The organism is Streptomyces zingiberis, assembly GCF_012034935.1.
GTDB lineage: Bacteria > Actinomycetota > Actinomycetes > Streptomycetales > Streptomycetaceae > Streptomyces > Streptomyces zingiberis.
In genome coordinates, this window is record NZ_JAATEN010000031.1 from 1 (window position 1) to 24,557 (window position 24,557).

A 24,557-nucleotide genomic window follows, 5' to 3' on the forward strand; every position below is an offset into this window, starting at 1 on the left:
AGTGCGCATGGATCGTTGACCTCCTGGCGTCCCGGCACGGGTGTACCGGCGTGACGTGTCGGCGTGGTGTGTGGGCACGAGATGCGCCGGCCCGGTGTGTGCGGGCGGCGTCTGGTGCCGGTGCGGAGGGGTGGCCTCCGGCGTGGTGCCGGGGCCCGGCCTGTGGGGCCGGCGCGCGGGGCCGGCGCGTGCGGGCGGGGCCGGTCTGCGGGCGGCGGCGGGCTCCGGTCCGCGGACCACCGCGGGGCCGGGGCCGGGGCCCCGGAGTGCGCCGGACACCCGCGCGCCGTGGCCGGTTCGGCGGGCCCGGTCAGGGCCGGGGTCAGGGGGTGCGGCCGTCCCCCGGCCGGTCTCCGGTGGTGGTCCCCGGGCCGGTGGCCGGGGCCGCGTGCGCCGCGGTGGGGCCCGGGCCCGCAGCGTCCACCTCCTCCCGCGTCCGTCCCGTCTCCCCGTCGCCCCGCGCGCCGGTCCCGGCGGCCCCGCCGGCTCCGTCGGCCCCGCCGGCTCCGTCGGCCCCGCCGGCCCCGCCGGCCGAGTCCGTCCCGCCGTCCCCGGCCGGGCGGACGTGGCGCAGGGTGGTGGCGACGAGCACCGCGCAGACGGCCGTGATCAGGGCGCCGGTGACGGCCATGACGGCCAGTCCGAGGGTGAACGCCTCCCGGCCGGCGAGCACCAGCCGCTCCCCGAGGTCGCCGGGGAGCCGGGCGGCGGCGGCCAGCGCCTTGGCGAGGGTGTCCTCGGCGGCCTCCGCGGCCCCGCCGGGGGTCCCGCCGGGCATCTCCTGCCGCATCCGCGTCTGGTAGACCGCGGTGCCGAGGCTGCCGAGCACGGCCAAGCCGAGGGCTCCGCCGAACTCGTTGGACGTCTCGGAGACGGCGGAGGCGGCGCCCGCCCGGTCCGGCGGGGCGGAGCCGACGACCATGTCCGTACCGAGGTTGAGCGCCGGCGCGATGCCGGTGGACATCACGACCAGCCCCGTGACCAGCAGCGCGAAATCCGTGCGCCCGGCCATCGAGACGAGCGCCAGGCCGGCCGCGGCCAGCGTCAGCACCGCCGCCATGACGGTGGCGGGGCGGATCCGGCGCAGCGCCGCGATGGAGACCACCGTGCCGAGGACACCGCCGAGACTCCCCGGCAGGATCCACAGCCCGGCCCGCAGCGGGGAGAGGCCGTGCACGAGCTGGAGCGCCTGGACGATGAAGAGGTTGATGCCGAACATCACGAACGACAGGGCGGCCAGGGCGGTCAGCGAGACCCGGAACCGGGGCTCACGGAAGAGTCCCAGGTCGACGAAGGGGTCGGCCAGCCGGCGCTGGCGCCGCAGGAAGACGGCGCCCGCGGCGGTGCCGGCCAGGACGGCCACCACGGGCAGCGGCCCCAGGCCGTCCCGGGCGAGTTGCTTGACCCCGTAGACCGCGGGGAGCACGGCCGCCAGGGAGAGCAGGGAACTGGCGAGATCGAGCCGCCCGGCGGAGGGCGCCCGGTACTCCGGCAGCAGGAAGGGGCCGAGCGCCAGCAGCAGCGCCATCACGGGAACACCGGCCAGGAAGACGGCGCCCCACCAGAAGTGCTCCAGGAGCAGCCCGCCGACGAGGGGGCCGATGGAGGCGCCGACGGTGAAGCACATCATCCACGCGGAGATCGCGATGGTCCGCTGCCGCTCGTCCTCGAACATCACCCGCAGCAGCGAGAGGGTGGAGGGCATCAGCGTGGCCCCGGCCAGGCCGAGCAGGGCACGGGCGGCGATGAGCGTCTCGGCGGTGGGCGCGTAGGCGGCCAGGACGGAGGCCACGGCGAAGGCGCCGGCTCCGACGAGCAGCAGACGGCGGCGGCCCATCCGGTCGCCGAGGGCGCCCATGGTGATCAGGAAGCCGGCCACCATGAACCCGTAGATGTCGGTGATCCACAGCAGGCCGGTCCCGCTGGGGGCGAGGTCGGCGCTGAGCCGGGGCACGGCCAGGTGCAGCACCGTCATGTCCATCACGATGAGCATGGCGGGTAAGGCGAGGACGGCCAGTCCCAGCCACTGCCTCGCGCCCGCGCGCGGAGCCGGCTCCCGGCCGGGTCCGCTGGGGTCGTCGGATCGGGCGGTGGTCATCAGCGTGGCTCCTTCTGGGGTTCCGGGCCCGGTGGCGGGGACGGGGCGGCGGCGGGCCGGGGACGGGGTGACGGGCCGGTGGCGGGGGCGGGGGCTCCGCGGGCATCGGGGTCGCCCCCGCCCGGAGCAGCGGCGGACGGCCGCCGTCCCGGACGGGGCGACGGCCTCGACTCGACGGCCTGCTCCCGCGGCGTGCCCTTGGGCGCGTCGCGCCGATCAGCCCGTGACGGGTGCGGACCGGCAGCTCGCGGCCGGGGGCCCGGGACGATCTCGTGGCCCTGCGGGAGACCAGCGGGCGCACGGTGGCCGGGCGCGGGCGTTCGGCGTTCGGCCTCGGCGTTCGGCCTCGGCGTTCGCACGACCGGCTCACCGCCGGCGGTCGCGCGTGACCGGCTCGCGCGGGCGGTCGCGCATGACCGGTCCGCCGCCCGGGTCAGGCGGCCGGTGGGCGGCGCAGCGGCTCGGCGGCCGTCCACCAGTCGGTGTGGCGGCGGTACCAGTCGACGGTCTCCGCCAGCCCGGCGCGGAAGTCGCGGCGCGGCTGCCAGCCCAGCTCGCGGCGGATCCTGGTGGAGTCCACGGCGTACCGCAGGTCGTGCCCGGGGCGGTCGGTGACGTGTTCGACGCGGTCCCGGCCCGCGCCGCACGCGCGCAGCAGCGCCTCGGTGAGCTGCCGGTTGGTCAGTTCCGTGCCGCTGCCGATGTTGTAGACCGCCCCGGCCCGGCCGTCCGCGCGTACCCGCTCCACGGCGGCGACGTGGTCGGCCACGTGCAGCCACTCCCGGCTGTTCTCCCCGGTGCCGTACAGCGGCACCGTCCGCCCGGTGAGCAGCCGGCCCACGAAGAGCGGGATGATCTTCTCGGGGTACTGGCGGGGGCCGTAGTTGTTGCAGCAGCGGGTGACACAGACGTGCAGCCCGTGGGTGGTGTGGTGGCTCAGGGCGAGCAGATCGCTCGACGCCTTGGAGGCGGAGTACGGCGAACTGGGGCGCAGCGGATGCTCCTCGGGCCAGGAGCCCTCGGCGATGGAGCCGTACACCTCGTCGGTGGAGACGTGGACGAAGCGGCGGATCCCGTGGCGTACCGCCGCGTCCAGCAGGGTCTGGGTGCCGAGCACGTTGGTGCGGACGAACTCCTGGGCGCCGGTGATCGAGCGGTCCACATGGGTCTCGGCCGCGAAGTGCACGATCTCGTCGGCGTCGGCCACGGCCCGGCGGACCACCCGCGGATCGCAGATGTCGCCGGTCACGAAGCGGAATCCGGGGTGATCGCGTACGGCGTCCAGGTTGGCCGGGTTGCCGGCGTAGGTGAGGCGGTCGAGCACGGTCACGGCGGTGTCGCCACCCGGGGCGAGTACCGCTTTGACGTAGTGGGATCCGATGAAACCGGCGCCGCCGGTGACCAGGATGCGGGTGGGCACGGCACACTCCTTCCCTGCGGGCGCGCCGCCCGTGGCGACGGCCGGAGGATCGGTGCGGAAAAGCGGAATCCGGCCACCCTCGCGGGGGCCGTCCGGGGGCCGCCGGACGCGCATGGAAGCCCGAGCTGCGGGGAAGGCGTTGGCCGCACGGGCTGAGCCTCCGTGCGGCAGCAGGTATCGGACATGCGACAGGGGGAACCGGCTTGTCTGTCGACGAAGGAACCACGCGCGGGCCCACGCCCGGCACCGGCCCGGGTGCGACCGGCGCCGCGCATTCCCGGGCACGCATCCTGGTGGCCTCCGACTGCCCGTCGGCGACGGGACTGAAACAGGACATGCAGCGGCACGGCTACGAGGCGTCGGTCGCCGCGAGCGGCGGCGCCGTGCTGGAGATGTACCACGACTACGACCTCATCCTGCTCGACGCCGACCTGCCGGACCTCGACGGAGTCTCCGTCTGCGAGATCATCCGGCGCACCAGCGACATCCCCATCATCGGCTTCACCGCCGAGGCGGCCGAGGTCGACCGGGTGCTGCTGCTGGAGAGCGGGTGCGACGACTGCGTCCAGCGTCCCTACCGGGCACGGGAGCTGGTGGCCCGGATCAAGGCCATACTGCGCCGGACGGGGACGCTGCGCCGCGCGGGGGCCCGGGACGGCGGGGCGGACCCCGACCGGCTGGAGTTCGGGACGCTCGTCATCGTCCCCTCCCGCCGGGAGGTGGAGCTGGAGAACGTGCCGCTGGCGCTCACCCGCAAGGAGTTCGACCTGCTGCACATCCTCGCCGCCGAGCCGGACCGGATCTTCGGCCGGCAGGAACTGATGTGCGAGGTCTGGGACTACCCGGAGGACAACCGGATCACCGCCCAGGCGAGCCGGACCATCGACACCCATGTCAGCAGCCTCCGCAGCAAGCTGGGGAACAGCGACTGGATCACCACCATCCGCGGGGTGGGCTTCCGGTTCGGGGTGTCCGCCCCGGAACCGGCCGAGGCCGGTTCCGGGGCGGACGGAGCGCGCGCGGCGGGCGGGTCCGCCGGAGGCGGCCCCGTGCCGCTCCGCCCCCGTCTGGTCCGGCTGAGATCGGGCTGACCGGGCCGCGGGCCCGGCACGGGGCGCCCCGTGCGGGCGCCGTGCGGGCGGGAGGGCCCTGGCTCAGGGCCGGTGGCCCCCACCGCGCGGCCCGTGCGTCGTCGCGCGGGGCGGGGCCTCCGGCACCGGGCACGGCTCCCGGGCGGGCCGCTCAGACCGGGAAGCGCCACCGGGTCTGCGCCACGCAGCCCTTGGTGAAGGCGAACACCGTCTCGGGCGTCACCGAGAACATCCAGGCCCGCCCCACGGAGCCGGTGACCACCTCCCCGTCCACCTCGTAGTCCCACATCGCGCCGTACTTGGCGCGGAACGTCGCGGCCGCCTTCTCCATCCGAGCGGGGTCGGCGACCCGGAGGGCGCGGCCCTCGACCACGATGTCCACCCCGGTGGCCAGCCGGTTGGTCCCCGTCAGCAGCGAACACCGGGCGTTGTCCGCCAGGTTGCGCACCTTCCGTTCCTGGGGCAGCGAGACGAACCACAGCGCCCCGTCGTGCCAGGCGCCGGCCACCGGGGTCAGGTGCGGCCGGGCGGCGGGGTGGACGGTGGCGATCCAGTACAGCTCCGCCTCCGCCAGCAGCCGCCGGGTCTCGGTCCAGGAGGCGGGGCGCGCCCCCTCGTGGCTGTAGCGGGGGTCGAGTTCCACGTCGTAGGGGGTTCCGGGGTTGCCGGCCATCAGAGGTCTCCCTGTCGTGACGGCCCGGAGCGGCCGGCGGTGAGGACGGGCACCGGTTCCGCGGCGTCCGGGTCCCGGGCCAGCTCCGGGTAGGAGGCGAGGATCTCGTCGGCCTGCGTGCGCGGGTCGTACCGTTCGCACAGCAGGTCCAGGACGTGCGCGTCGCGCCTGCTGCGCCGCACGATCTCGTCGTAGGGCACACGGGTGAACGCGACGAGCTGGTAGAGCTGGGTGAAGTCGCGCGGGTACCGCTGGTGCAGCCGGCGCTCCAGCGCCTTGCGCAGGTGGAAGCGCTCGTCGTCGACATGGGCGCTGAGCTCCCGCAGGTTGGCCAGCGAGAGGTCGGCTATCGCCAGCCCGGATTCCACCCGCGCCTCGCTGAACCCGGCCACGGCCGCGCGGATCGCGGCGCGGCGGTCGGCGCCCGGCACGAGGTGGCGGTCGAGCAGTGCGCACAGCACCTCCGTGTCCTCGAAGCTGCAGTTGATGCCCTGCCCGAAGAAGGGCACGATCGTGTGCGCGGCGTCGCCGACGAGCACCGCCTGCCCGTAGTGGTAGGGGGCGCAGCGGACGACCTTCAGCAGCGCGGGCCGGGCGTCCCAGACGTCCCGGGCCACCTCGGGCAGGGCGGGGGCGATGTCGGGGTACTCCCGGTCGAAGTGGCCGCGGACCGCGGCGCGCCGGGCGAAGGCGCGGAACCGCAGTTCCCCGGCTCTGCTGTCCACCGGCATGAAGAGCGTGGTGGTGGCGGTCCCGTCGCGGTTGGGCTGGGCCTGGAGGAAGTGGTCGCCGCGGGGCCACAGGTGCATGCCGTCGGGGCGCAGCGGCCGGGCGCAGCCGGGTCTCATGGCCAGCTCGACGTGGCCGTGCGGGATGTACTCCTGCTGGATCCGCATCCGGGCGCCGGACTTCGACAGCTCGTAGCGGACCGCGCTGTTGGCGCCGTCACAGCCGATCAGCAGATCCCCGGAGGCCCGCCGCACACCGCCGCCGTCCGCGACGAACACGGCCTCGGCCCGGTGCGGGTCCGCGGCGACGCAGGCGTGGCCGAAGTGGACGGTGGCCCCGGCCGCCCGCGCCTCCTCCAGCAGGATCCGCTGGAGCGCGGCGCGGGGGACGGAGAGCAGGTGGTGGCCGGGCGCGACGCCGTACGGCTGGTGGGTGAGCGAGCCGTCGCGGTGGTGCACGATGCGCCGGGTGAGGACGGTGCCCACCGCGTAGACGCGGTCGCGCAGCGCGGGCCGCAGGGCGCCGGTGCCGCGCAGGGTGAGGGTCAGGTTGAACGAGCGCCGGCTGCCGGCGGTGGCCGCACCGGCGGGGGTCTGCTTCTCGTAGATCTCCACCTCGAAGTCGCGCCGGCGCAGTTCGACGGCGAGGAGGCAGCCCACCGGGCCGGCTCCCACGATGACGGCCCGGAGGCGGCGCCTGGGTTCTGACACGTTGGGCACGTTGGGTCCTTCCTGTCGTGGGCCCCGCGTGGCGGGACTCCCCCGTGGGAGCGGCCCGGCGGCCGCCCCGGGCGTGCTCGGTGCTCACGCCACCGGGGCGGTGGCCCGGCCGGTCCCGTCGAAGTGGCGGACCATCGAGGTGATCCAGGACGGGTCGGCGGCCGGGAGTTCCAGGCCGAGGTCGCGCAGCAGGGCGACCGTGGTGTCGTTGGTGTAGTGGTGGTCGCCCAGTTCCATGGCGCCCTCCCGGAACAGCGGGACGAGGGCGGCCAGCGAGCGGCCGCCGGCGCCGCCGGGCGCGGCTTCCAGGGCGGCGAGCCACGCCTCGGTGGGGACCCGCCGCGGCCGGTGGCCGAGGGAGCGCAGGGCGTCCAGCACGGTCTCCCAGTCCATGCCGGTGGGGTGGAAGATGTGGACGGTCCGGTCGCGCGCGGCCCCGGAGCGGGAGAGCCGGACGACGGCGTCGGCCACGACGTCCGCCGGCAGCAGGTCCACCGCCGGGCCCGGGTCCTCGGGCGCCAGGCCCAGGTCGACGAAGCTCTTGACCTGGAGGCGGAAGAAGTCGTCCGTGCGGATGGCGCCGGTGGCCGTGGCCGGCCCGATGCGCCCGATCCGGTGGACGGTCACCGGCACCCCCCGCTCCCGGACGGCCGTCGCCAGCCGTTCGGCGACCCATTTGCTCTGCGCGTAGCCGATGCCCAGCCCGTCGGGCGTGGTGGGGACGGAGTCCTCGTCGATCTCCCGGCCGGGCCCGCCGGGCGCGAACACGGCGAGCGTGGACATGTGGTGGAGCGGTTTGACGGCGGTGCCCCCGGGCCCGGCGCAGAACTCCGCGACCCGTACGAACCCCTCGACGTTGGTGGGGCGCACGGACGGGTACGGTGCGGCGAAGTTGATGTGCGCCGCGGCGTGGTGCACGGTGTCGACCTCGGCGGCCAGCTTCCGGTACTCCGTCTCCGTCAGCCCGAAGCGCTCCCGCGCCAGGTCACCGGCGACGGCCCGGATCCGGGCCGGGTCCAGGCCGGCCACCCGGTAGCGGCTCGCGGTCTCCGCGATCCGCCGCCTCCCCTCCTCCGCCGAGCCGGCCCGCACCAGGCAGTGCACGGTGTGGCCGGCGTCGAGCAGCGCCCGCAGCAGGTGGATGCCGAGGAAGCCGGTGACCCCGGTGAGCAGCACCGTGCGGGCGTCCGCCGGGGCGGCGGGGGGCGCCGCCCCGGCGAGGTCGAGGGCGTCCGCGAGCCGGGTGTCGGCCCACAGGTCGGGGCCGTCCCCGTCGCCCGCCGCGCCGGCGGGGCCGCCGGCGAGCACCCGGTCCACGCGGGCGGCCATGCCCGCCACCGTCGGGGTGGCGAGCAGCGCGCCGAGCGGCAGCGTGACGCCGTAGGCGTCCTGGAGCGCCTGGCGCAGCCGGACCGCCAGCAGGGAGTGGCCGCCGAGGGCGAAGAAGTCGTCCTCCGGCCCGGGTTCGGCGCCGTCCAGCAGTTCGGTCCAGACGGCGGCGACCCGCCGCTCGGTGCCGGTCGCCGCCCGCCCGTGGGGCTCCGCCCGGTGGCGGGGCGCGGGCAGCCGGGCGGCCCGGACGGCGAGGGCGGCCCGGTCGGTCTTGCCGGTCGGGCCGGTGGGCAGTTCGCCGACGGCGACGAACCGGGAGGGCACCATGTAGCCCGGCAGCCGGCGGGACAGCAGCCGGCGCACCTCGCCCTCGTCGAGGGCGGGCGCCCCGTCCGGCGCCGTGTCCGGGGCTGCGTCCGGGGCTGCGTCCGGGGCTGCGTCCGGGGCTGCGTCCGGCTCCGCGGCGGAACCGGGAACGGCGGCACCGACCGGGCCGACCGAACCGACCGAGCCGGCGGGGCCCGTGGGGCCGGCGGTGCGCAGGAACGCCACCAGCCGCCGGTCGCCGGGGGTGGGCTCGACGGCGACGACGGCGGCGCCGGTGACCCCGGGCAGGTCGCCCAGCGCGGCCTCCACCTCGGCGGGCTCGATCCGGTAACCGCGGATCTTGACCTGGTCGTCGGCGCGGCCCAGATGGGTGAAGCCCTCCCGCGGGGTGCAGCGCACCAGGTCCCCGGTGCGGTACATGCGCGCCCCCGGCGCCGCGGCGAAGGGATCGGGCAGGAAGCGGGCCCGGGTCTGCTCCGGCAGGCCGAGGTACCCGGGCGAGACCACCGGCCCGCCCACGTACAGTTCGCCCGTCACCCCGAAGGGCACCGGGCGGCGCTCCTCGTCCAGCACGTAGAGCCGCACCCCGCCCACGGGGTGCCCGATGGGCGGGCGTTCCGGCCAGGCGGCCGGGTCGCCGGGCAGCCGGTACCCGGTGCACAGGTGGGCCTCGGACGGGCCGTACACGTTGAGCAGCGCGGCCGGGGTGAAGCGGGCGAACATCGCCCGCAGGGCGGGGGTGACGACCAGCTGCTCCCCCGTGGTGTAGACCTCGGCGAGGTCGGGGAGGGTGAGCTGGTTACGGACGACGACGGACGCGAGCTCGCGCAGCGCCGCGTAGGGCAGGAAGGCCCGGGCCACCCGCCGTTCCCGCAGGTGGACCGCCAGGCGGTGCAGATCGGCGCGGAGTTCCTCGTCGGTGAGGACCAGGGTGCCGCCCGCGCACAGCGTCGCGAAGATCTCCTCGAACGACACGTCGAAGGAGAGCGACATGTATTGCAGGGTGCGGGCGGCCGCGTAGGGACCGGAGAGGTCGGCCTGCCGGTGCACCAGGTTGGTGACGGTCCGGTCGTTGATGACGACGCCCTTGGGGCGGCCGGTGGAGCCCGAGGTGTAGACGACGTACATCTCGTCCCCCGGGTCCCGGCGCACCGGCGGGGCCGTGCCGCCCTGCCGGCGTACCCGCCCTCCCTCGGCGGCGAGGTCGAACAGCTCCGTCCCCGCCGGGAGGCGGACCTCTTCGAGGCCGTCCGTGCCGCGGGTGAGCAGCAGGTGCGGGCGGGAGTCGGCGAGGGTCTCCGTGACGCGGGCGGCCGGGTGGGCCGGGTCCAGCGGCACGAAGGAGGCGCCGGACCTCACCACGGCCAGCAGCGCGGTGACCGCCTCGGGGCCGCGCTCCAGCCGGAGGGCCACGCGCCGTCCCCGGCCCGCGCCGCGCTCGCGGAGGGCGCGGGCCAGCCGGTTGACGGCCGCGTCCAGCTCCCGGTAGGTGAGCCGGCGCCCGCCGTCCGCCGGCTCGAGGGCCACGGCGTCCGGGGCGCGGGCCGCCCGCTCGGCGAACAGCTCGGGCACGGACTGCCTCTCGGGGCGGTCGTCGCCGTCCGGGCCGTGCCACACGGAGGCCAGCTCGCGCAGCTCGGCGCCGTCCACCCAGCACAGGTCGGCGACGGGGGCGTCCGGACGGTGCAGCAGGCCGGCCAGGAGGGTGCGGTAGCGGCGGGCGACACGGCGGATGGTGTCCTCACGGAACAGGGCCGGGTCGTACTCGAACGTCAGACCGACCTCGTCGGTGCCCTCCTCCACGATCAGCACCAGGTCGTACTTGGGCGCCCCGCTGACGTGGTGCCACTCGACGGGCCCGGTGCCCGGCAGATCCAGCACCCGGCGCTCCGCGGGCATCAGGGTCACCATCGTCTGGAACAGCGGCGGGCGGCCGCTGTCCCGGACGGGGGCGACGGCCTCGACGACCTTCTCCAGCGCCGTGTCCCTGTGGCGCATCGCGCCGATCAGCCCGTCACGGGTGCGGGCCAGCAGCTCGCGGCCGGTGTCCCGGGCGCCGATCCGGTGGCGCAGCACCACCGTGCTGACGAGATGGCCGATGGCCCGCTGATCGGCGGCCCGGTCACGGAGCGAGACGGGCAGGCCGGTGGTGAGGTCCCGCTGCCCGGTGTGACGGTGGAGCAGGACCGCGTAGGCGGTGAGCAGAACGGTCAGCGGCGTGACGCCCTCGGCGGCGGCCCGCGCGCGGAGTTCCGCCGCCTCGCTCCCGCCGAGCACGTCCCGCACGGCGCGGGCGGCGGTGGCGGGCACCTGGCCGCGCGGGTGGTCCAGCGGCAGGTCGAGCAGCGGCGGGGCGCCGTCCAGCCGCTCCGCCCAGTAGGCCAGGGACGCCTCGCCGGCCCCGGGGGCGCGCGCGGCCTCACGCGCCCGGACCACCTCGCGGAACTGGGTGGGGGCCGGGTCCGCCGGCGGCTCGCCGCCCTCGGCGAGCGCCCGGTAGGCCGTCAGCCACTCCGTCAGCAGCACCGACCAGGAGAAGCCGTCGAACACCGCGTGGTGCACGTTGACCAGCAACTCGGTACGGTCCGCGCGGGTGACGCAGACCGCCCGCAGCAAAGGGCCGGCGCGCAGGTCGAAGCGGGTGGCGGCGACGGCGGCGGCCAGCCGCTCGACGGCCTCCTCGGCCGTCCCGCCCTCCCGGGCGCCGGGGAGCGGCGGGCCCGCCCCGTCCGCCCCGTCCGCCCCGTGCGGCTCGCGCGGCTCGTGCGCCCCGCCAGGCTCGTGCGGGCCGTGCGTCCCGTCCGGCTCGTCGCCGACGGTGACGGACTGGAAGCCGAACCGGGGTTCCGGGGAGACGCGCTGGACCAGCCGGCCGTCGCCGGTCACCGCGAACGTGGTCCGCAGGCTCTCGTGCCGGGACACGACGTGGCGCAGCGCGCGGCGGAGCGTGTCCGGGTCCAGCCACCCCGCGACGCTCACCCGGACGGGCGAGTTGTAGGCGGTGGGCGCGGCACCGGACTCGGCGACGTACCAGATCCCGGCCTGGCTGTCGGTGGCCGGGACCTCCACGGGCCCGGGGGCGCCGTCGCCGCGTCCCGTGCCGGCCGCCCCGGCGGACGGGCCACCGGGCCCGTCCGTGCCGGGCCCCTCCGCCCGGGTGGCGCGGTCCGCCGGGCCGCCGGCGTTCTCCCGGCGCCGGGCGCGCACCAGGGCGGCGAGGGCCTCCGGCCCGCCGCACGCCCCGACGTCGGCGGCGCCGATCTCCACCCCCAGCAGGGCGCGCAGGTCGGCGGCGCAGGCGGCCGCGGCCGCGCCGGTGAGCGGGGCCGGTTCCGCCGCGGACGGCCCGGCCGCGTGGAGCCAGCGGTCGGACACCACGGTGAGCAGGGGGTCAGTCATGGGCGGCCACCTCCGTCCGGCCGGCGCGTATCGCGCGGATGTGCCCGGCGAGCGCCCGGGCGTTGTCCGCCTGGAAGATGTCCTCCGCCCGCACGTCGACGCCCATGACCTCGTGGAGGTCGGCGGCGAGCCGGATGAGCTGGAGGGAGTTGGCACCGGAGAGGACGAAGGAGTCACCGGTGCCGATGACCTCGCTCCCGGTGGCCTCCGCCAGCAGGCTGACGATCACGGACGCCAGCGGGTCCTCCGGTTCGCGGTGGCCCGCCGCCCCGGCCCCGGTGGCCGTGGATCCGGCGGAGATGTCCTGCGCGCCGGCGGGGCCGGCGGCGTCCGCGCCCCCGGAGGGCTCCGCGGGCTCTCCCGGATCCCCTGGCTCTCCCGGATCCCCCAGTTCCTCGGGCCTCCCGGTTTCCTCGGGGCGCCGCAGCACGGCCCGGGGCTCCTGGAGCGCCATCCGGTCCAGTTTCCCGTTGTGGTTCAGGGGCAGTTCGGTGAGGTGGTGGACGCGGGCCGGGAGCATGTAGTCCGGCAGGCCGCTCCGCAACGCGTCGAGCAGGGCCTCGGTGCCGGGCGGCTCGCCGGTCGCGGTGGTGCAGAACAGCACCAGTTCCCGCAGCCCGTCGCCCGCGTCCACGGCGCGGACCACCGCCCGCTCCACCAGCCCGGTCCCCTCGGCGGCGAGTTCGACCTCCCGCAGCTCCACCCGGAAGCCGCGGATCTTGACCATCTGGTCGGCCCGGCCCACCAGCACCACCTCCCCGGCCGGCGTGGTCCGGGCGAGGTCGCCGGTGCGCAGCAGCCGCTCACCGGGCCGCCCCGGCACCGCGGGGAACTTGGCGGCCGTCAGCTCGGGCTGGTCCAGGTACCCCAGGGCCAGTCCGGCGCCGCTCACACACATCTCCCCCACCTCACCGGGCGCGCAGGGGGTGAGGTCCTCGCGGAGCACGTGCAGCCCGACGCCGGGCAGCGGCCGGCCCACGGGCACGGCGGGGCCGCGCGTGTCCTCCCCGGTGACGGCGTGGACGGCGGTGAGCGCGGAGTTCTCCGTGCAGCCGTAGGCGTTGTAGAGGGTGCCGCCGACCGCCTCCCGCGCGCGGGCCAGATGACGCGGCGAGGGGAAGTCACCGCTGACGATCACCGTGCGCACCCCGCGCAGCGCCTCCGGGTGGTGGTCCACCAGGAGGTTGAACAGCCCGCAGGGCAGATTGAGGAAGGTGACCCCCCGCTCGGTGAGGGTGCGGGCCAGCTCGGGCAGCGACGGGAGCCGCGGTGGCGGGACGACGACCCGCGCCCCGCGCAGCAGGCTCAGCCAGATCTCGGTGGTCGAGGCGGCGAAGGAGTAGGGGGCGGTCTGCAGGAAGCAGTCCCCGGGCCCCACCGTCACCTCCCCGGTGTGGCGGGCCACGCGGGCGATGCCCCGGTGCGCGATCCGCACGCCCTTGGGACGCCCGGTGGAGCCGGAGGTGAACAGGATGAAGGCGGTCGCCTCCGGGTCGGTCCGCTCCTCGGGGTCGCCGTCCGGCAGCCCGGCGGAGGCGTCGAGGAGTTCGTGGGCGTCGCGCTCGGTGGTGACCGAGCCCAGCCCCGCGGGCACGTCCCGCAGGGTCAGGACCGGGCGGGCCGCCTCGGCGACGGCCCGCCGGACGGCCACGGGGTGCGCGGGGTTGAACGGCACCACCACGGCGCCGGCCTTGAGCACGGCCAGCAGCACGGCGTACAGCTCGGGGCCACGGGCCAGGTGGACGCCGACCAGGTCGCCCGGGGCGACCCCCTCCCGCCGCAGCCGCCGGGCAAGGCGGTTGGCCGTGGCGTTCAGCTCCCGGTAGGTGACGGCCGTGTCGCCGTACTCCAGGGCGACGCGGTCGCCGCCCTCCGCCGCGGCGGCCTCGAAGGCGGTGTGGATGGCGGTGACGTCCGTGAGTTCCGCGGGGTGTTCCAGGGCGGTGTGCACGTGCTCCTCCAGCTGCGACGGCGGCCGCGGCGGACCGCGGCGGCAGGCGGGTACGGATGGCGGGTGGGCGGGCGGCGCCCGCCGGGCCCGGCCCGCTCGGGGAAGGGCGGCGCCGGGCGAGCCGCGGACGCGCGACGGCCCGGCCCGCGGGTCTCGGTCTCCCCGCGGGCCGGGCCGTGACTCCGGCAGGTGGTCAGCCGCCGGCGGCTCCGGGTGGCGCCCCGGTGGCGCGGCTCAGCCGGCGCTCCCGGCGCCGCCGCCCTCCGGCAGTGACTCCCGCAGATGGCGGGCAGTGGTGGTGTCGGCGCCCGCGGCCATCTCGGCCGGGGTGCCGGTGAACACCACGCGCCCGCCGTGCTCGCCGGCGCCGGGGCCGATGTCGATGACGTGGTCGGCGTGTTTGACGACGTCGAGGTCGTGTTCGATGGCGATGACGGTGTTGTCCGCGTCCACCAGGCGGTCCAGCAGCACCAGGAGGTTGCCGACGTCCGCCATGTGCAGCCCGGTGGTGGGCTCGTCGAACACGTACACGGTGCCGTGCTCGTGCAGCCGGGCGGCGAGTTTGACGCGCTGCCGCTCGCCGCCGGAGAGCATGGACAGGGGCCGGCCCAGCGTCAGATAGCCGAGTCCGACCTCGTGCAGCGGCTCCAGGCGCCGCGCGATGCCCGTGTCGTCGAAGAAGCCGCGCGCCTCCTCCACCGTCAGGTCCAGCACCTCGGCGATGTTCCGCCCACCGAGCCGGTGTTCGAGGACGTCCGCGCGGTAGCGGGTGCCGCCGCAGACCTCGCAGACGGTGGTGACCGGGTCCATGAACGCCAGGTCGGTGGTGATGGTGCCGCGCCCGCGGCACTCCGGGCAGCCGCCCTTGGCGTTGAAGCTGAAGAGGCTCGCGTCCAGGCCGTGCGCGCGGGCGAACTGCTTGCGCACCGTGTCCCAGATACCGGTGTACGTGGCCGGGGTGGAGCGGGGGTTGATGCCGACGGCCGACTGGTCCAGCACGATCGCCCGGGGATGCTCGGCGGTGAAGACCTTCGACACCAGCGTGGACTTGCCGGACCCGGCGACCCCGGTGACCACCGTCAGCACCCCGGTGGGGAAGTCGACGTCCACCCCGCGCAGGTTGTGCAGGCGCGCGCCGCGCACCGGGAGCGAGCCGGTGGGCGTACGGGTCCGCGGTTTGAGGCCGGGCGTCGCCCGGAAGTGGCGGCCGGTGACGGTGGCGGAGCGGGCCAGTTCGGCGACGCCGCCGGTGAAGACCACCTCGCCGCCCTGCGCGCCGGCGCCCGGCCCCATGTCGATCACATGGTCCGCGACGGCGATGACCTCGCGGTTGTGCTCCACGATGAGCACGGTGTTGCCCTTGTCCCGCAGGTCGCGCAGGAGCCGTACCAGGCGGTCCACGTCGTGCGGGTGCAGCCCGACGCTCGGCTCGTCGAAGATGTACGTCATCCCGGTGAGCGCCGAGCCCAGGTGGCGGACGGTCTTCAGCCGCTGTCCCTCACCGCCGGAGAGGGTGCGGGTGGGCCGGTCCAGGGTGAGATAGCCGAGCCCCACCGACCGGATGCGGCGCAGCGAGGCCAGCGCCGCCGGGACGACGGGCCCGGACCACCGCTCCGCCACCCGTTCCAGCTCGGCGACGAGATCGCCGATCTCCATGGCGCTGTAGTCGGCGATGTTGCGCCCGTCGATCCGTGACTCCAGCGCGGCCGGGGCGAGCCGCGCGCCGCCGCAGGCCGGGCAGGTCTTCTCGGTGACGACCTCCTCGGTGGCGCGGCGCTCCTTGCCCTTCAGCGCCTCCAGGCCCGGCTTGAGGAAGCGCCGGGTCAGGCGCGGCACCAGCCCCTCGTAGTCGTTGATCGCGACGTTGTTGAAGTCGTCGGGCCGGATGGTCTGGAACCCCTCCCCGTACAGCAGGAGGTCCATCTCCTCCTGGCTGTACTTGGCGAGCGGCTTGTCCGGATCGAACACCGGCGGCAGGCCGGAGGCCCGGGCCCGGCCCTTCTCGTAGCGGCTGATCTGGGCGTAGCGCTTCCAGTAGTTGGTGCCGACGGCGAAGTTGCTGTGCCGGATCGCGCCCTCGTTCAGGGACTTCTCCCGGTCCAGCAGCTTGTCCAGGTCGAGCTGGAGGGTGGAGCCGAGCCCGTCGCACTCGGGACACATGCCCTGCGGGTCGTTGAAGGAGTAGAGGTTGGACGGGCCGGCGCTGGGCTCTCCGTAACGGGAGAACAGCACCCGCAGGACGGGGCTGACCTCCGTCATCGTGCCCACCGTGGAACGGCTGCCGCCGCCGACCGGCTTCTGGTCGACGATGATGGCCGGGGTCAGGTTCTCGATGAGCTCGAACTCGGGGCGTTCGTAGCGCGGCAGCCGGTTGCGGATGAAGGCCGGGAACACCTCGTTGAGCTGACGCTGCGACTCGACGGCGATGGTGTCGAAGACCACGGAGGACTTGCCGGAGCCGGACACGCCGGTCACCACGGTCAGCGTCGACTGCGGGATGCGCAGGCTCACGCCCTTGAGATTGTTGGCGCGGGCCCCCGTCACCACGATGTGCTGCCTGTCCTCGCCCATGGGCGCCTTCCCTCTCCCTCGGTTCCCCGTGCCGGTCGTGCCGGTCGCGGTGTTCACTGTGCTCGCTGCGTTCGTGGCCGGCGACCGCGCGGCGTTCGCACCGTTGTTCGCGCCGTCCTCGGTGCCCGTTCCTCCGGTGCCGCCCGCGGCCCGGAGGTGATGCCCCCGTGGCCCCGGCCACGGCGGAGCCGGACCGGGACAGGCGGCGTTCGTGCCCGGTCCACCCGGTCTACCAGGTGTCCCCGGGTGGGCGCGCCGTCACCGCCGGTTTCCCGCCGTTGCCACGGATACGTCCGCGGCGGCCTCATCCGCCAGGTCCGCCAGCGAGATCCGGCCACCACGGGTCAGCAGGTCGGTGAGGAAGCGCTCCGGGGTGGCCTCGCCCGCGCGGACGCCGTCGGCGGGGTCCCGCCCGGCGCCGAGGCCGGCGAACCAGCCGGCGCTGACCCGGCCGAGCCGCTGGGTGCGGTCCACGGCCGGCCGGCGCGCGGCCTCGTAGGCGGCCAGCGCACGGGGCAGGGGGTGCCCGGAGCGCAGGGCGGCGACCAGCGCGCGGGCGTCGTCGAGCGCCAGCCGGGTACCGGACCCGATGGAGTAGTGCGCGGTGTGCGCCGCGTCCCCCAGCAGCACCACGCTCCCCGCGCCCCGCCGGCGCCCGCTCCCCCCGATGCCGCCGCTACCGGCGGTACCGCCGGTGGCCCAGGTGGCGGTGGTGAGCTGGGGGAAGCGGCTCCACCGCGACCGGTTCTCCAGCAGTCGCGCGCCGTCCAGCGGGCCGGCGAACAGCCGGGCCGGCTCGCCGGGGTCCGGCCGGTGTGCGGCCTCGACCAGGAAGGTGGAGCGGCCGGGCGCGTACGGGTAGACGTGGGCGGTGACGGGCCCGCGGGGGGTGTCGGCGACGAGGAAGGTGAGCCCGGGGAACTCCCGTTCGACGCCGAGCCAGATGTAGTCCGGCGCGAGCTCCTCCGTGGTGGCGCGGAACTCCCCCGCCAGGGCGGTGCGGACCGCCGACCGCGCGCCGTCGGCGGCGACCACCAGGTCCCACCCCGCGCGGAGTTCGGCGATGTCCGGGGCCGGGACGCCCAGGTGGAGCCGGACGCCCAGCTCCGCGCACCGCTCCCGCAGCAGCCGCAGCAGAGTGCGGCGGCTCACGGCGCCCAGCCGGGGCGCCCGGACGGTGAGGGAACGGCCGCGGCGGTCCACCGTGACCTCGTCCCAGCCGGTCAGATGGGGCGCCAGCCGGTCCGCCAGCACCGGGTCGGCGCTGCGGAGGGCCGCCAGCGCGGCGGGCGGCAGGATGACGCCGAAGCCGTAGGTGTCCTCACCCCGGTGGCGCTCCCACACGGTGACCTCGTCCGGTGGGCCGGCCAGCCGGGCGAACGCGGCGAACGCGAGCCCCGCCGGCCCGCCGCCGGCGACAGCGATCCTCACCCTGCTCTCCTTCCGTGTCGTTCCGTGTCGTTCCGCAGCGGCCCGGACCCGCGGGGGCGGCACGGGCCGTGACGCGCCGGGGTGGGCCCGGCGGGCCGCGCGGTGTCCGGGGCCGGCCCGCGCCCCCGGGGCTCAGGTGCGCCCGGCGGCGAGCAGCCCCGACATCCGCTCGACCACCGCCGCGGGGGTGGGCATGGCGGCCATCTCCGCGGCGACCTCCCGCGCGGCCCGCCGCGGCTCCGGGTCCTCCAGCGCCCAGGTCAGGGCGTCGGACACCGCCCCGGGGCCGGAGGCGTCGATGTCCAGCGTGCGGCCCGCCCCGCGGTCGGCCACGGTGCGGGCGTTGCTGACGTTGACGGTGCCCGGCATGGGCAGCGACACCTGGGGCATTCCGGCGGCGAACGAGCTGAGCACGGTGCCGGAGCCGCCGTGGTGGACGATCGCGTCGCAGCCGTCGAGCAGTTCCCGCAGCGGCACCCACCGTTCGGGGCGCACGTGCGGCGGCAGCTCGTCCGGCAGGTGGGGCAGGTCGGCGCCCGCGGTGAGCAGGACCAGTTCGGCGCCGAGTTCACCGGTGGCGAGCACGATGTCGCGGTAGAGCGCTCCGCCGCGGGTCATGGCGGGTGACGAACCGCAGGTGGCCACGATCCTGGGCGGGCCGCCCGCGTCGCTCCCCCGGCGCAGCACCCAGCGGGGCAGTGTGCCGCCGTTGTTGAAGCAGCCGTACCGCATGGGGAGCCGGTGCGCGGGCCGGCCGATGGCGGTGGGCACGTCGGTGAAGGTGGCGAGGGAGCCCGGCAGTACGTCGATCTCGATCTCGGCCTCGGTCACCTTGTCCACCCCGGCACGGGCCGCGTGCGGGGCCAGGTGGTCCAGCGCGGGGCCGAAGGTGGGCAGCGGGGTGCCGTAGCCGTGCAGCACCCCGGCGGCGCCCACGGCGCGCGCGGCGACCAGCGCGGCGGCGTGGATCGCCGGGTAGACCACGGCGTCGGCGCCCCAGGCGCGGGCGATGTCCACCAGGTCGTCCAGCATCCGCGCGCCGACCTCACCGAAGGCGCGGCCGTGCACGGCCAGGGAGGTCTCGTCGTCGGGGGCTGACCCGGCGCCGGACTCCTCCAGCGTGCGCAGCAGCGCGTCGTAGGGTTCCCGGGCCCGCCGGTCCGCACCGGCCCGCACCGTGACCAGCCCGGCCGCGGTCGCGGTGCGCTCCGCGGGTCCGCAGGTGGCCACCAGCACCTCGTGGCCGGCGGCCAGCGCCGCGTGCGCGGTGGGGATCAGCGGCATCAGATGGGAGGAGACGGGCATCGAGGTGAACAGGTAACGCACGGTCAGCTCCTCAGTGCCCCGGCGCGGGGGGCGGTCAGGGACGGCAGTCCGGTGGGGTCGGCGACGAGGCCCGGCGGCAGCGCGTCCGGTACGGGGACGCCGGCTCCGGCGCCCTCCCCCCGGTCGGCGCGCTCGGCGCGTTCGGCGGCGTCGGCCAGGTCGGTGAGGTAGGTGCCGTAGTCGGTGTCCGCGTGCTCCCGGCCGAGCCGCCGGAGCCGGCCCACGCCGATGAAGCCCATGCGGTAGGCGATCTCCTCCAGGCAGGCGATGCGGACGCTCTGCCGCTGCTCCAGGATCTGCACGTACTGGCCGGCCTCCAGCAGCGCGTCGTGGGTGCCGGTGTCCAGCCAGACGAACCCCCGCCCCAGCCGGACCAGTTCGGCCCGGCCGCGCTCCAGGTAGACCCGGTTGATGTCGGTGATCTCCAGCTCGCCGCGGGCGGAGGGGGTCAGTCCGCGGGCGATCCGCACCACGTCGTTGTCGTACATGTAGAGCCCGGTGACGGCGAGTTCGGAACGCGGCCGGGCGGGTTTCTCCTCGATGCCGGTGAGCCGGCCGGCGGCGTCCGCCTCGGCCACGCCGTACCGCTGCGGGTCCCGCACGGGATAGCCGAAGACGGTGCAGCCGTCCAGGCGCCGCACCCGGTCGCGGAGGAGCGCGGAGAAGCCGGGGCCGTGGAAGAGGTTGTCGCCGAGGACCAGGGTGACCGCGTCCTCGCCGATGTGCCCGGCGCCGATCAGGAAGGCCTCGGCGATGCCTCCGGGGTGCTCCTGCTCGGCGTAGGTGAGGCGCAGCCCGAGCCGGTGGCCGTCTCCCAGCATCGCGCGGAACAGCGGGAGATGGCCGGGGGTGGAGATGATCAGGATGTCCCGGATCCCGGCCAGCATCAGCACCGAGAGCGGGTAGTAGATCATCGGTTTGTTGTAGACGGGGAGCAGTTGCTTGGAGACCACCCCGGTCAGCGGCTTGAGGCGGCTGCCCGATCCCCCCGCCATGATGATGCCCTTCACGTCGCACTCCTTCCGTTCGGTCTGGTGGACGGTCCCGTGGGCGGTCCCATGGGCGGTCCGGGGACCGGCGCTGCCGCCCCGGGCGGGCGGGCCCCCGGCCGGTACACGGGCAGCAGCCCGCGGCCGAGCGCCTCGGCCAGCGGGGGCGCGTCCCGGTCCGCGGCGGACACCACCGCCCCGGGGAGCGGGGGCACGGGCAGCCCCAGGGCGGGGTCGAACGCCGAGACGGCGCCGTCCTCCGCCGGCCGGTAGGGGGTGGAGAGCAGATAGAGCAGGACTGTGCCCTCCGCCCGGGCGACGAAGGCGTGCCCGGCGCCCGGCGGGCAGTACACGGCGCGCGGCCGGTCCGCGCTCAGGGGGACGGCGTCCCAGCGCCCGAAGGTGGGGGAGCCCCGGCGCACGTCCACCACCAGGTCCAGCGCCTCCCCCGCCGCGCAGAGGACCGCCTTGGCGGTGGCCGGCGCGGAGCGCGAGTAGTGCACGCCCCGCACCACCCCGGCGTGGTTGACGCTCAGCGCGCACCGCACGGGGCGGAACGGCTCGCCGCCGGTCACGGCGGCCCAGTCCGCCTCCTGGTACACGGGGCTGAACAGGCCCCGCGGGTCGGGGAACGACGGCGGTGTGATCTCCAGGGCACCCGCCACGGCGAGCTCCCGTGCCTCCATGGGGCGCCTCCTCGGTGGACTCGTCGAACGGGGGCCGCCGGCCGGGCCGCCCGGTGCGGTGCGGTGCGGTGCCGGACCTTCACCGTTCACGGCTCGGGGCTCGGACGGCTCAGGGTTCACGGCTCGGGGCCCGCGTCCCGTCGCGCGTGGTGGGCGGGCCACCCGGCCGGGTGGTGGGGGTGGCCGGGCCGGTGGGCCCGGTGGGGGCCGGCCCCCACCGGCCCGGCGCGAGCCGGTGGAGCACCGCGCGGCCCAGCGGGGTCGCGGGGTCGCCCAGGTCCAGCGGCAGGTCGAAGTGGTCCCGGCCGGCCGCCACCAGGGACAGCGGCCGCCGGCCGCGGGCCCGTAGCGCGGCGGTGTACCGCTCCTGCTGGCGGGCGTACTCGCCGGTCTCGTGCTGCCCGCGGGCCAGCAGCAGGTGGCGGGCGCGCGGCGGCGGGCGGTACAGCGGGCTCAGCCGGCGCGCCTCGGCCGGGGTGAGCCCCAGTGCCTCGTTGACGTAGGAGCCGGTCACCGGCCACAGGTCGTACAGGCCGCTCAGCAGATGGACGCCGGCCAGCTCCACCCCGTCCCGCCCGCCGGTGGCCAGGGCCACCAGATGGGCGCCGGCGGAACTGCCCGCCGCGTGGACCCGGTCGGCCCGGCCGCCGAGCGCGGCGGCCCGCTCCCGCACCCAGGCCAGCCCGCGGCGCACCGAGCCGGCCATCTCCGCGAGGCTCCGCCCGGGCGCCAGCCCGTAGCCGAGGGCGACGTAGCCGGCCCCCGCCGCGGTCAGCGCCGGGGCGGCGAAACAGGCGTCCTCCTTCGACGACTCCTGCCAGTGCCCGCCGTGGACGAAGACCAGCAGCGGGGCGCCCGGTTCGGGATCCGTGGGCCGTCCGGGCCGCCGGGCAGGCGCCGGCGGCGCGGACGGCGGGAACCAGTGCAGCCGCTCCGCGGGGTGCGGCCCGTAGGGGAGGTCGGCCCGGTGGTCCAGGGTGCGCAGCGCCTCCTGGCTGCGGGCCCGGTAGGCGGCGAGCGTGGCCGCCGCGTCCCGGGCCCGGGTGCTGGGCGAGAGTTCACGGTCCAGCCGTTCCCGCCGCGCGGCGGACCCGGGCCGGGCCGCCCCGCCATCCGCGCCGCCGGCGGCCCCGCCGTCGGCGGTGCCTCGCACACCACCGCCCGCCCCGGGTTCCACGCCCGCTTCCGCGCCCGGCCGGGCGGGGCCGCTCACGGGGCCGGCCGGCGCCCGGAGACCACCCCGTGCGGGGTCCAGCCGTTCCCGGTGGTGCGCCGGATCTCGCCGAAACCGGCCTCCCGCAGCCAGTTCTCGCACTCCCCCCAGCGGTAGATGGTGGAGTGACGGAAGGGGAGGGTGGTGAAGTAGACGTTGTCCAGCGCCGCGTAGAGCGGTCCGGCGCCGTCGTCGTCGCTGAAGGCGTTGAACACCAGCGCCCGGCCGCCGGGGCCGACCGCCTCGTACGCCTTCCGCAGCAGGCCGAGGTTCTGCTCGGGCGACCAGATCACGAGCTGGTGGGCGAAGAGCGCGCAGTCGTGCCCGCCCGGCCAGGGGTCGGTGAAGATGTCGGCCGCGGCCGTGGTGACGCGGTCCGCCAGCCCCGCCTCGCGGATGTTCCGCTCCGCTACCTCCAGCGCCCCCGCCCGGTCCAGCACGGTGATCCGCAGCGAGGGGTGGGCGCGGGCCAGCGCGAGGGCGTTGACGGCGTCGCCGCCGCCGACGTCCAGGACGCGGCGGACGCCGGTGAAGTCGGTCCGCTCCACCAGCACCGGGTTGGACAGCGCCGACCAGGAGTGCATGCAGCGGTAGAACAGCTCCTCCAGGCCGGGCACCCCGGCGAGCCGGGTGTACAGGTCGCGGGTGGTGCCGGGGAAGTGGCGGATGCCGGTGTTCTCACCGGTGGCGAGGGACTCGGCGTAGTCCGCGGCGGGCAGGTAGGAGACCCGGTCCTGGAACTCCACGATGTCCCGCAGCACCGGCCACAGCCCTTCCCGGAAGGCGGCGGCGACGGGCGGGCCGTTGCGGTACAGCCGGTTCCCCTCCTCCGTGCCGGTCTCGCCGGGCGCACCGTCCACACCGTTCCCGGCGGTGGTGAGCCCCAGGGCGGTGGTGCCCAGCAGCAGGACGCCCGCGGAGCGGTGGGGGATGCCGAGTCCCTCGGCGACCTTGGCGGCGGGCAGCGGCCCGCCGGCGTCGAGGAGTTCGAAGAGACCCAGCCGGCAGCCGGCGTTGAGCTGCTGGAACGCCGCGTGGCCGAAGAGGACGGGGACGAGCCGTCCCAGCTCCTCCTGGGCGCGGTCGCGCCCGGGCTCCCGCTCCGGCCGGGGGTCGGCGGGGTGCGTGGCGGTCATCGGGCCGTCACCGCCCCGGTGCGCACCGTCGGTTCGGGTACGGGCAGGACGAAGCCGCCGCCCGCGTCGAGGAAGGCCGCCTCGCGCCGCAGGATCTCCTCGGCGTAGTTCCAGGCGAGCAGCAGGTAGAGGTCGGGCGGCCGGCGCACCGCCTGGGGGGCCACCACGGGGATGTGGGTGCCGGGGGTGACCTTGCCCTGCTTCTGCGGGGTGGTGTCGGTGCAGAACTCCAGCTCGTCCCGGCCCAGTCCGCAGACGTTGAGCAGGGTGGTGCCCTTGGCCGAGGCGCCGTAGCCGGCGACCCGCTTCCCGTCGGCGACCAGGTCGCGCACCAGCCGGGTGAGTTCGGCGCAGGTGTGGCGGACGCGGGTGGCGAACTCCTGGTAGACGCCGTCGGAGAGATAGCCCGCCGCCCGCTCGTGGTCGATCAGTTCGCGCACCCGTTCACCCGTCGGGTGCGGACCGTCGGCGAAGCCCGCCGAGACGAGCACCGATCCGCCGTGCACCGCCAGCCGCTCCACGTCGACGGTGCGCAGCCCGTGGCGGGCGAAGAGGGTGTCGAGCGTGGAGATGAGGAAGTACGACAGGTGCTCGTGGTAGATGGTGTCGAACTCCAGCCGCTCCACCATGTCCACCGCGTAGGGGACCTCGATGGTGAACAGCCCGTCGGGGGCGAGCAGCGCCCGGACCCCGGCGAGGACGTCGGCGAGGTCGTCGATGTGCGCGAACACGTGGCGGCCGAGGATCAGTGACGCCTTGCCGTGCTCGTCGGCGACGGTGGCGGCGAGCGCGGACCCGAAGTACTCGGCGAGGGTCGGCACTCCGCGCTCCTCGGCGATCGCGGCGAGGTTGCGCGCCGGGTCGATGCCGAGCACCCGGGCGCCCGTCTCCTGGAACGCCAGGAGCTGGTCGCCGGTGTTGGAGCCGAGTTCCACGACGAGTCCGCCCGGCCGCCGGCCGGTGTGGTGGCCGCAGAGCCGCACCACCGTGCGCATGTGCTGCCGCATGGTCTCGGAGTCGGAGGTGACGTAGGAGTAGGTGCGGTAGAGCACCTGGGGGTCGACGACGGCGGTCAGGCTCAGCAGCCGGCAGTCGCGGCAGGAGACGACCTCCAGGGGGTACGCCTCCTCGTGCGGATAGGAGTCGGCCTCCTCCAGGAAGCCGTTGGCAAGGGGCACCCGGCCGAAGGAGATCACCTTCTGCCACCGTTCACCGCCGCAGACGCGGCAGTCGGTGACGAACCGGACGACATCGGTGCTCATCGCGGGCCTCTTCTCGGGGTTCCGGTGGTTGTGGCGGTCCGGGGGCGGGGCGAGGACGGGAGGGGCGGGGGCCGATCGCGCCGCAGGCGGTGCCGGTCGGGCCGCAGGCCGGCGCCCGGCGGCCCCGGCGTCCGTCGGCCCCGGCGCCCGGCGGCCGGACGGCGGGAGCACCGGCGCCGGGACGGCGGGGCGCGGCGGGCGCCC

15 protein-coding genes are annotated in these 24,557 nt (G+C 76.2%); 1 reads left to right on the forward strand and 14 read right to left on the reverse strand.

Annotation, left to right across the window (positions count from 1 at the left end):
- Window positions 1–322: 322 nt before the first annotated feature.
- Both HCK00_RS25610 and rfbB read right to left on the reverse strand, forming a co-directional pair.
- Window positions 323–2,098 (reverse strand): MFS transporter, encoded by a 1,776-nt coding sequence (locus HCK00_RS25610; protein WP_168104424.1) that lies wholly within the window; start codon window positions 2,096–2,098, stop codon window positions 323–325.
- A 433-nt stretch (window positions 2,099–2,531) separates the two neighbouring features.
- Window positions 2,532–3,518, reverse strand: a complete 987-nt coding sequence (gene rfbB / locus HCK00_RS25615; RefSeq protein WP_168104425.1) for a dTDP-glucose 4,6-dehydratase — start codon at window positions 3,516–3,518, stop codon at window positions 2,532–2,534.
- A gap of 203 nt (window positions 3,519–3,721) precedes the next feature.
- On the opposite strand from rfbB, the gene HCK00_RS25620 reads away from it, so the two are divergent.
- A complete protein-coding gene (locus tag HCK00_RS25620; protein ID WP_240966182.1) occupies window positions 3,722–4,609 on the forward strand; it encodes a response regulator transcription factor in 888 nt (295 codons plus the stop codon).
- Between the two features lie 151 nt (window positions 4,610–4,760).
- Here the strand turns inward: HCK00_RS25620 and HCK00_RS25625 are convergent, their stop codons facing one another.
- From HCK00_RS25625 to HCK00_RS25680, 12 genes are all read right to left on the reverse strand, one after another.
- Entirely contained in the window at window positions 4,761–5,282 is a 522-nt protein-coding gene (locus tag HCK00_RS25625) for a pyridoxamine 5'-phosphate oxidase family protein (protein ID WP_168104426.1), read from the reverse strand.
- The gene (locus HCK00_RS25630) at window positions 5,282–6,721 is read right to left on the reverse strand and encodes an FAD-dependent oxidoreductase (protein ID WP_168104427.1); all 1,440 of its coding nucleotides are present in this window, start codon (window positions 6,719–6,721) and stop codon (window positions 5,282–5,284) included. The genes HCK00_RS25625 and HCK00_RS25630 overlap by 1 nt, the downstream gene beginning before the upstream one ends.
- A 93-nt stretch (window positions 6,722–6,814) precedes the next feature.
- Complete coding sequence (locus tag HCK00_RS25635; RefSeq protein ID WP_168104428.1) at window positions 6,815–11,788, reverse strand: non-ribosomal peptide synthetase family protein; 4,974 nt, start codon at window positions 11,786–11,788, stop codon at window positions 6,815–6,817.
- Window positions 11,781–13,739, reverse strand: a complete 1,959-nt coding sequence (locus tag HCK00_RS25640) for a non-ribosomal peptide synthetase (protein ID WP_168104429.1) — start codon at window positions 13,737–13,739, stop codon at window positions 11,781–11,783. The genes HCK00_RS25635 and HCK00_RS25640 overlap by 8 nt, the downstream gene beginning before the upstream one ends.
- A gap of 234 nt (window positions 13,740–13,973) precedes the next feature.
- A complete protein-coding gene (locus HCK00_RS25645) occupies window positions 13,974–16,310 on the reverse strand; it encodes an ATP-binding cassette domain-containing protein (RefSeq protein ID WP_168104430.1) in 2,337 nt (778 codons plus the stop codon).
- A gap of 258 nt (window positions 16,311–16,568) precedes the next feature.
- The gene (locus tag HCK00_RS25650) at window positions 16,569–17,741 is read right to left on the reverse strand and encodes an FAD-dependent monooxygenase (RefSeq protein ID WP_168104431.1); all 1,173 of its coding nucleotides are present in this window, start codon (window positions 17,739–17,741) and stop codon (window positions 16,569–16,571) included.
- A gap of 132 nt (window positions 17,742–17,873) precedes the next feature.
- Window positions 17,874–19,067: a glycosyltransferase gene (locus HCK00_RS25655; RefSeq protein WP_168104432.1), complete on the reverse strand. Its 1,194-nt coding sequence runs from the start codon at window positions 19,065–19,067 to the stop codon at window positions 17,874–17,876.
- Window positions 19,068–19,069: 2 nt separating this feature from the next.
- A complete protein-coding gene (gene rfbA, locus HCK00_RS25660) occupies window positions 19,070–20,077 on the reverse strand; it encodes a glucose-1-phosphate thymidylyltransferase RfbA (protein WP_168104433.1) in 1,008 nt (335 codons plus the stop codon).
- Window positions 20,074–20,742 carry a dTDP-4-dehydrorhamnose 3,5-epimerase family protein gene (locus HCK00_RS25665; protein ID WP_168104434.1) on the reverse strand — a complete coding sequence of 223 codons (669 nt, stop codon included), beginning with the start codon at window positions 20,740–20,742 and terminating at the stop codon, window positions 20,074–20,076. The genes rfbA and HCK00_RS25665 overlap by 4 nt, the downstream gene beginning before the upstream one ends.
- Window positions 20,743–20,851: 109 nt before the next feature.
- Window positions 20,852–21,895, reverse strand: coding sequence for an alpha/beta hydrolase (locus HCK00_RS25670; RefSeq protein ID WP_168104435.1), 1,044 nt, complete (start codon window positions 21,893–21,895; stop codon window positions 20,852–20,854).
- A 56-nt stretch (window positions 21,896–21,951) separates the two neighbouring features.
- Complete coding sequence (locus HCK00_RS25675; protein WP_168104436.1) at window positions 21,952–23,091, reverse strand: methyltransferase; 1,140 nt, start codon at window positions 23,089–23,091, stop codon at window positions 21,952–21,954.
- On the reverse strand, window positions 23,088–24,353 hold the full coding sequence (locus HCK00_RS25680; RefSeq protein WP_168104437.1) for a class I SAM-dependent methyltransferase: 1,266 nt from the start codon (window positions 24,351–24,353) through the stop codon (window positions 23,088–23,090). The genes HCK00_RS25675 and HCK00_RS25680 overlap by 4 nt, the downstream gene beginning before the upstream one ends.
- Window positions 24,354–24,557 lie beyond the last annotated feature (204 nt).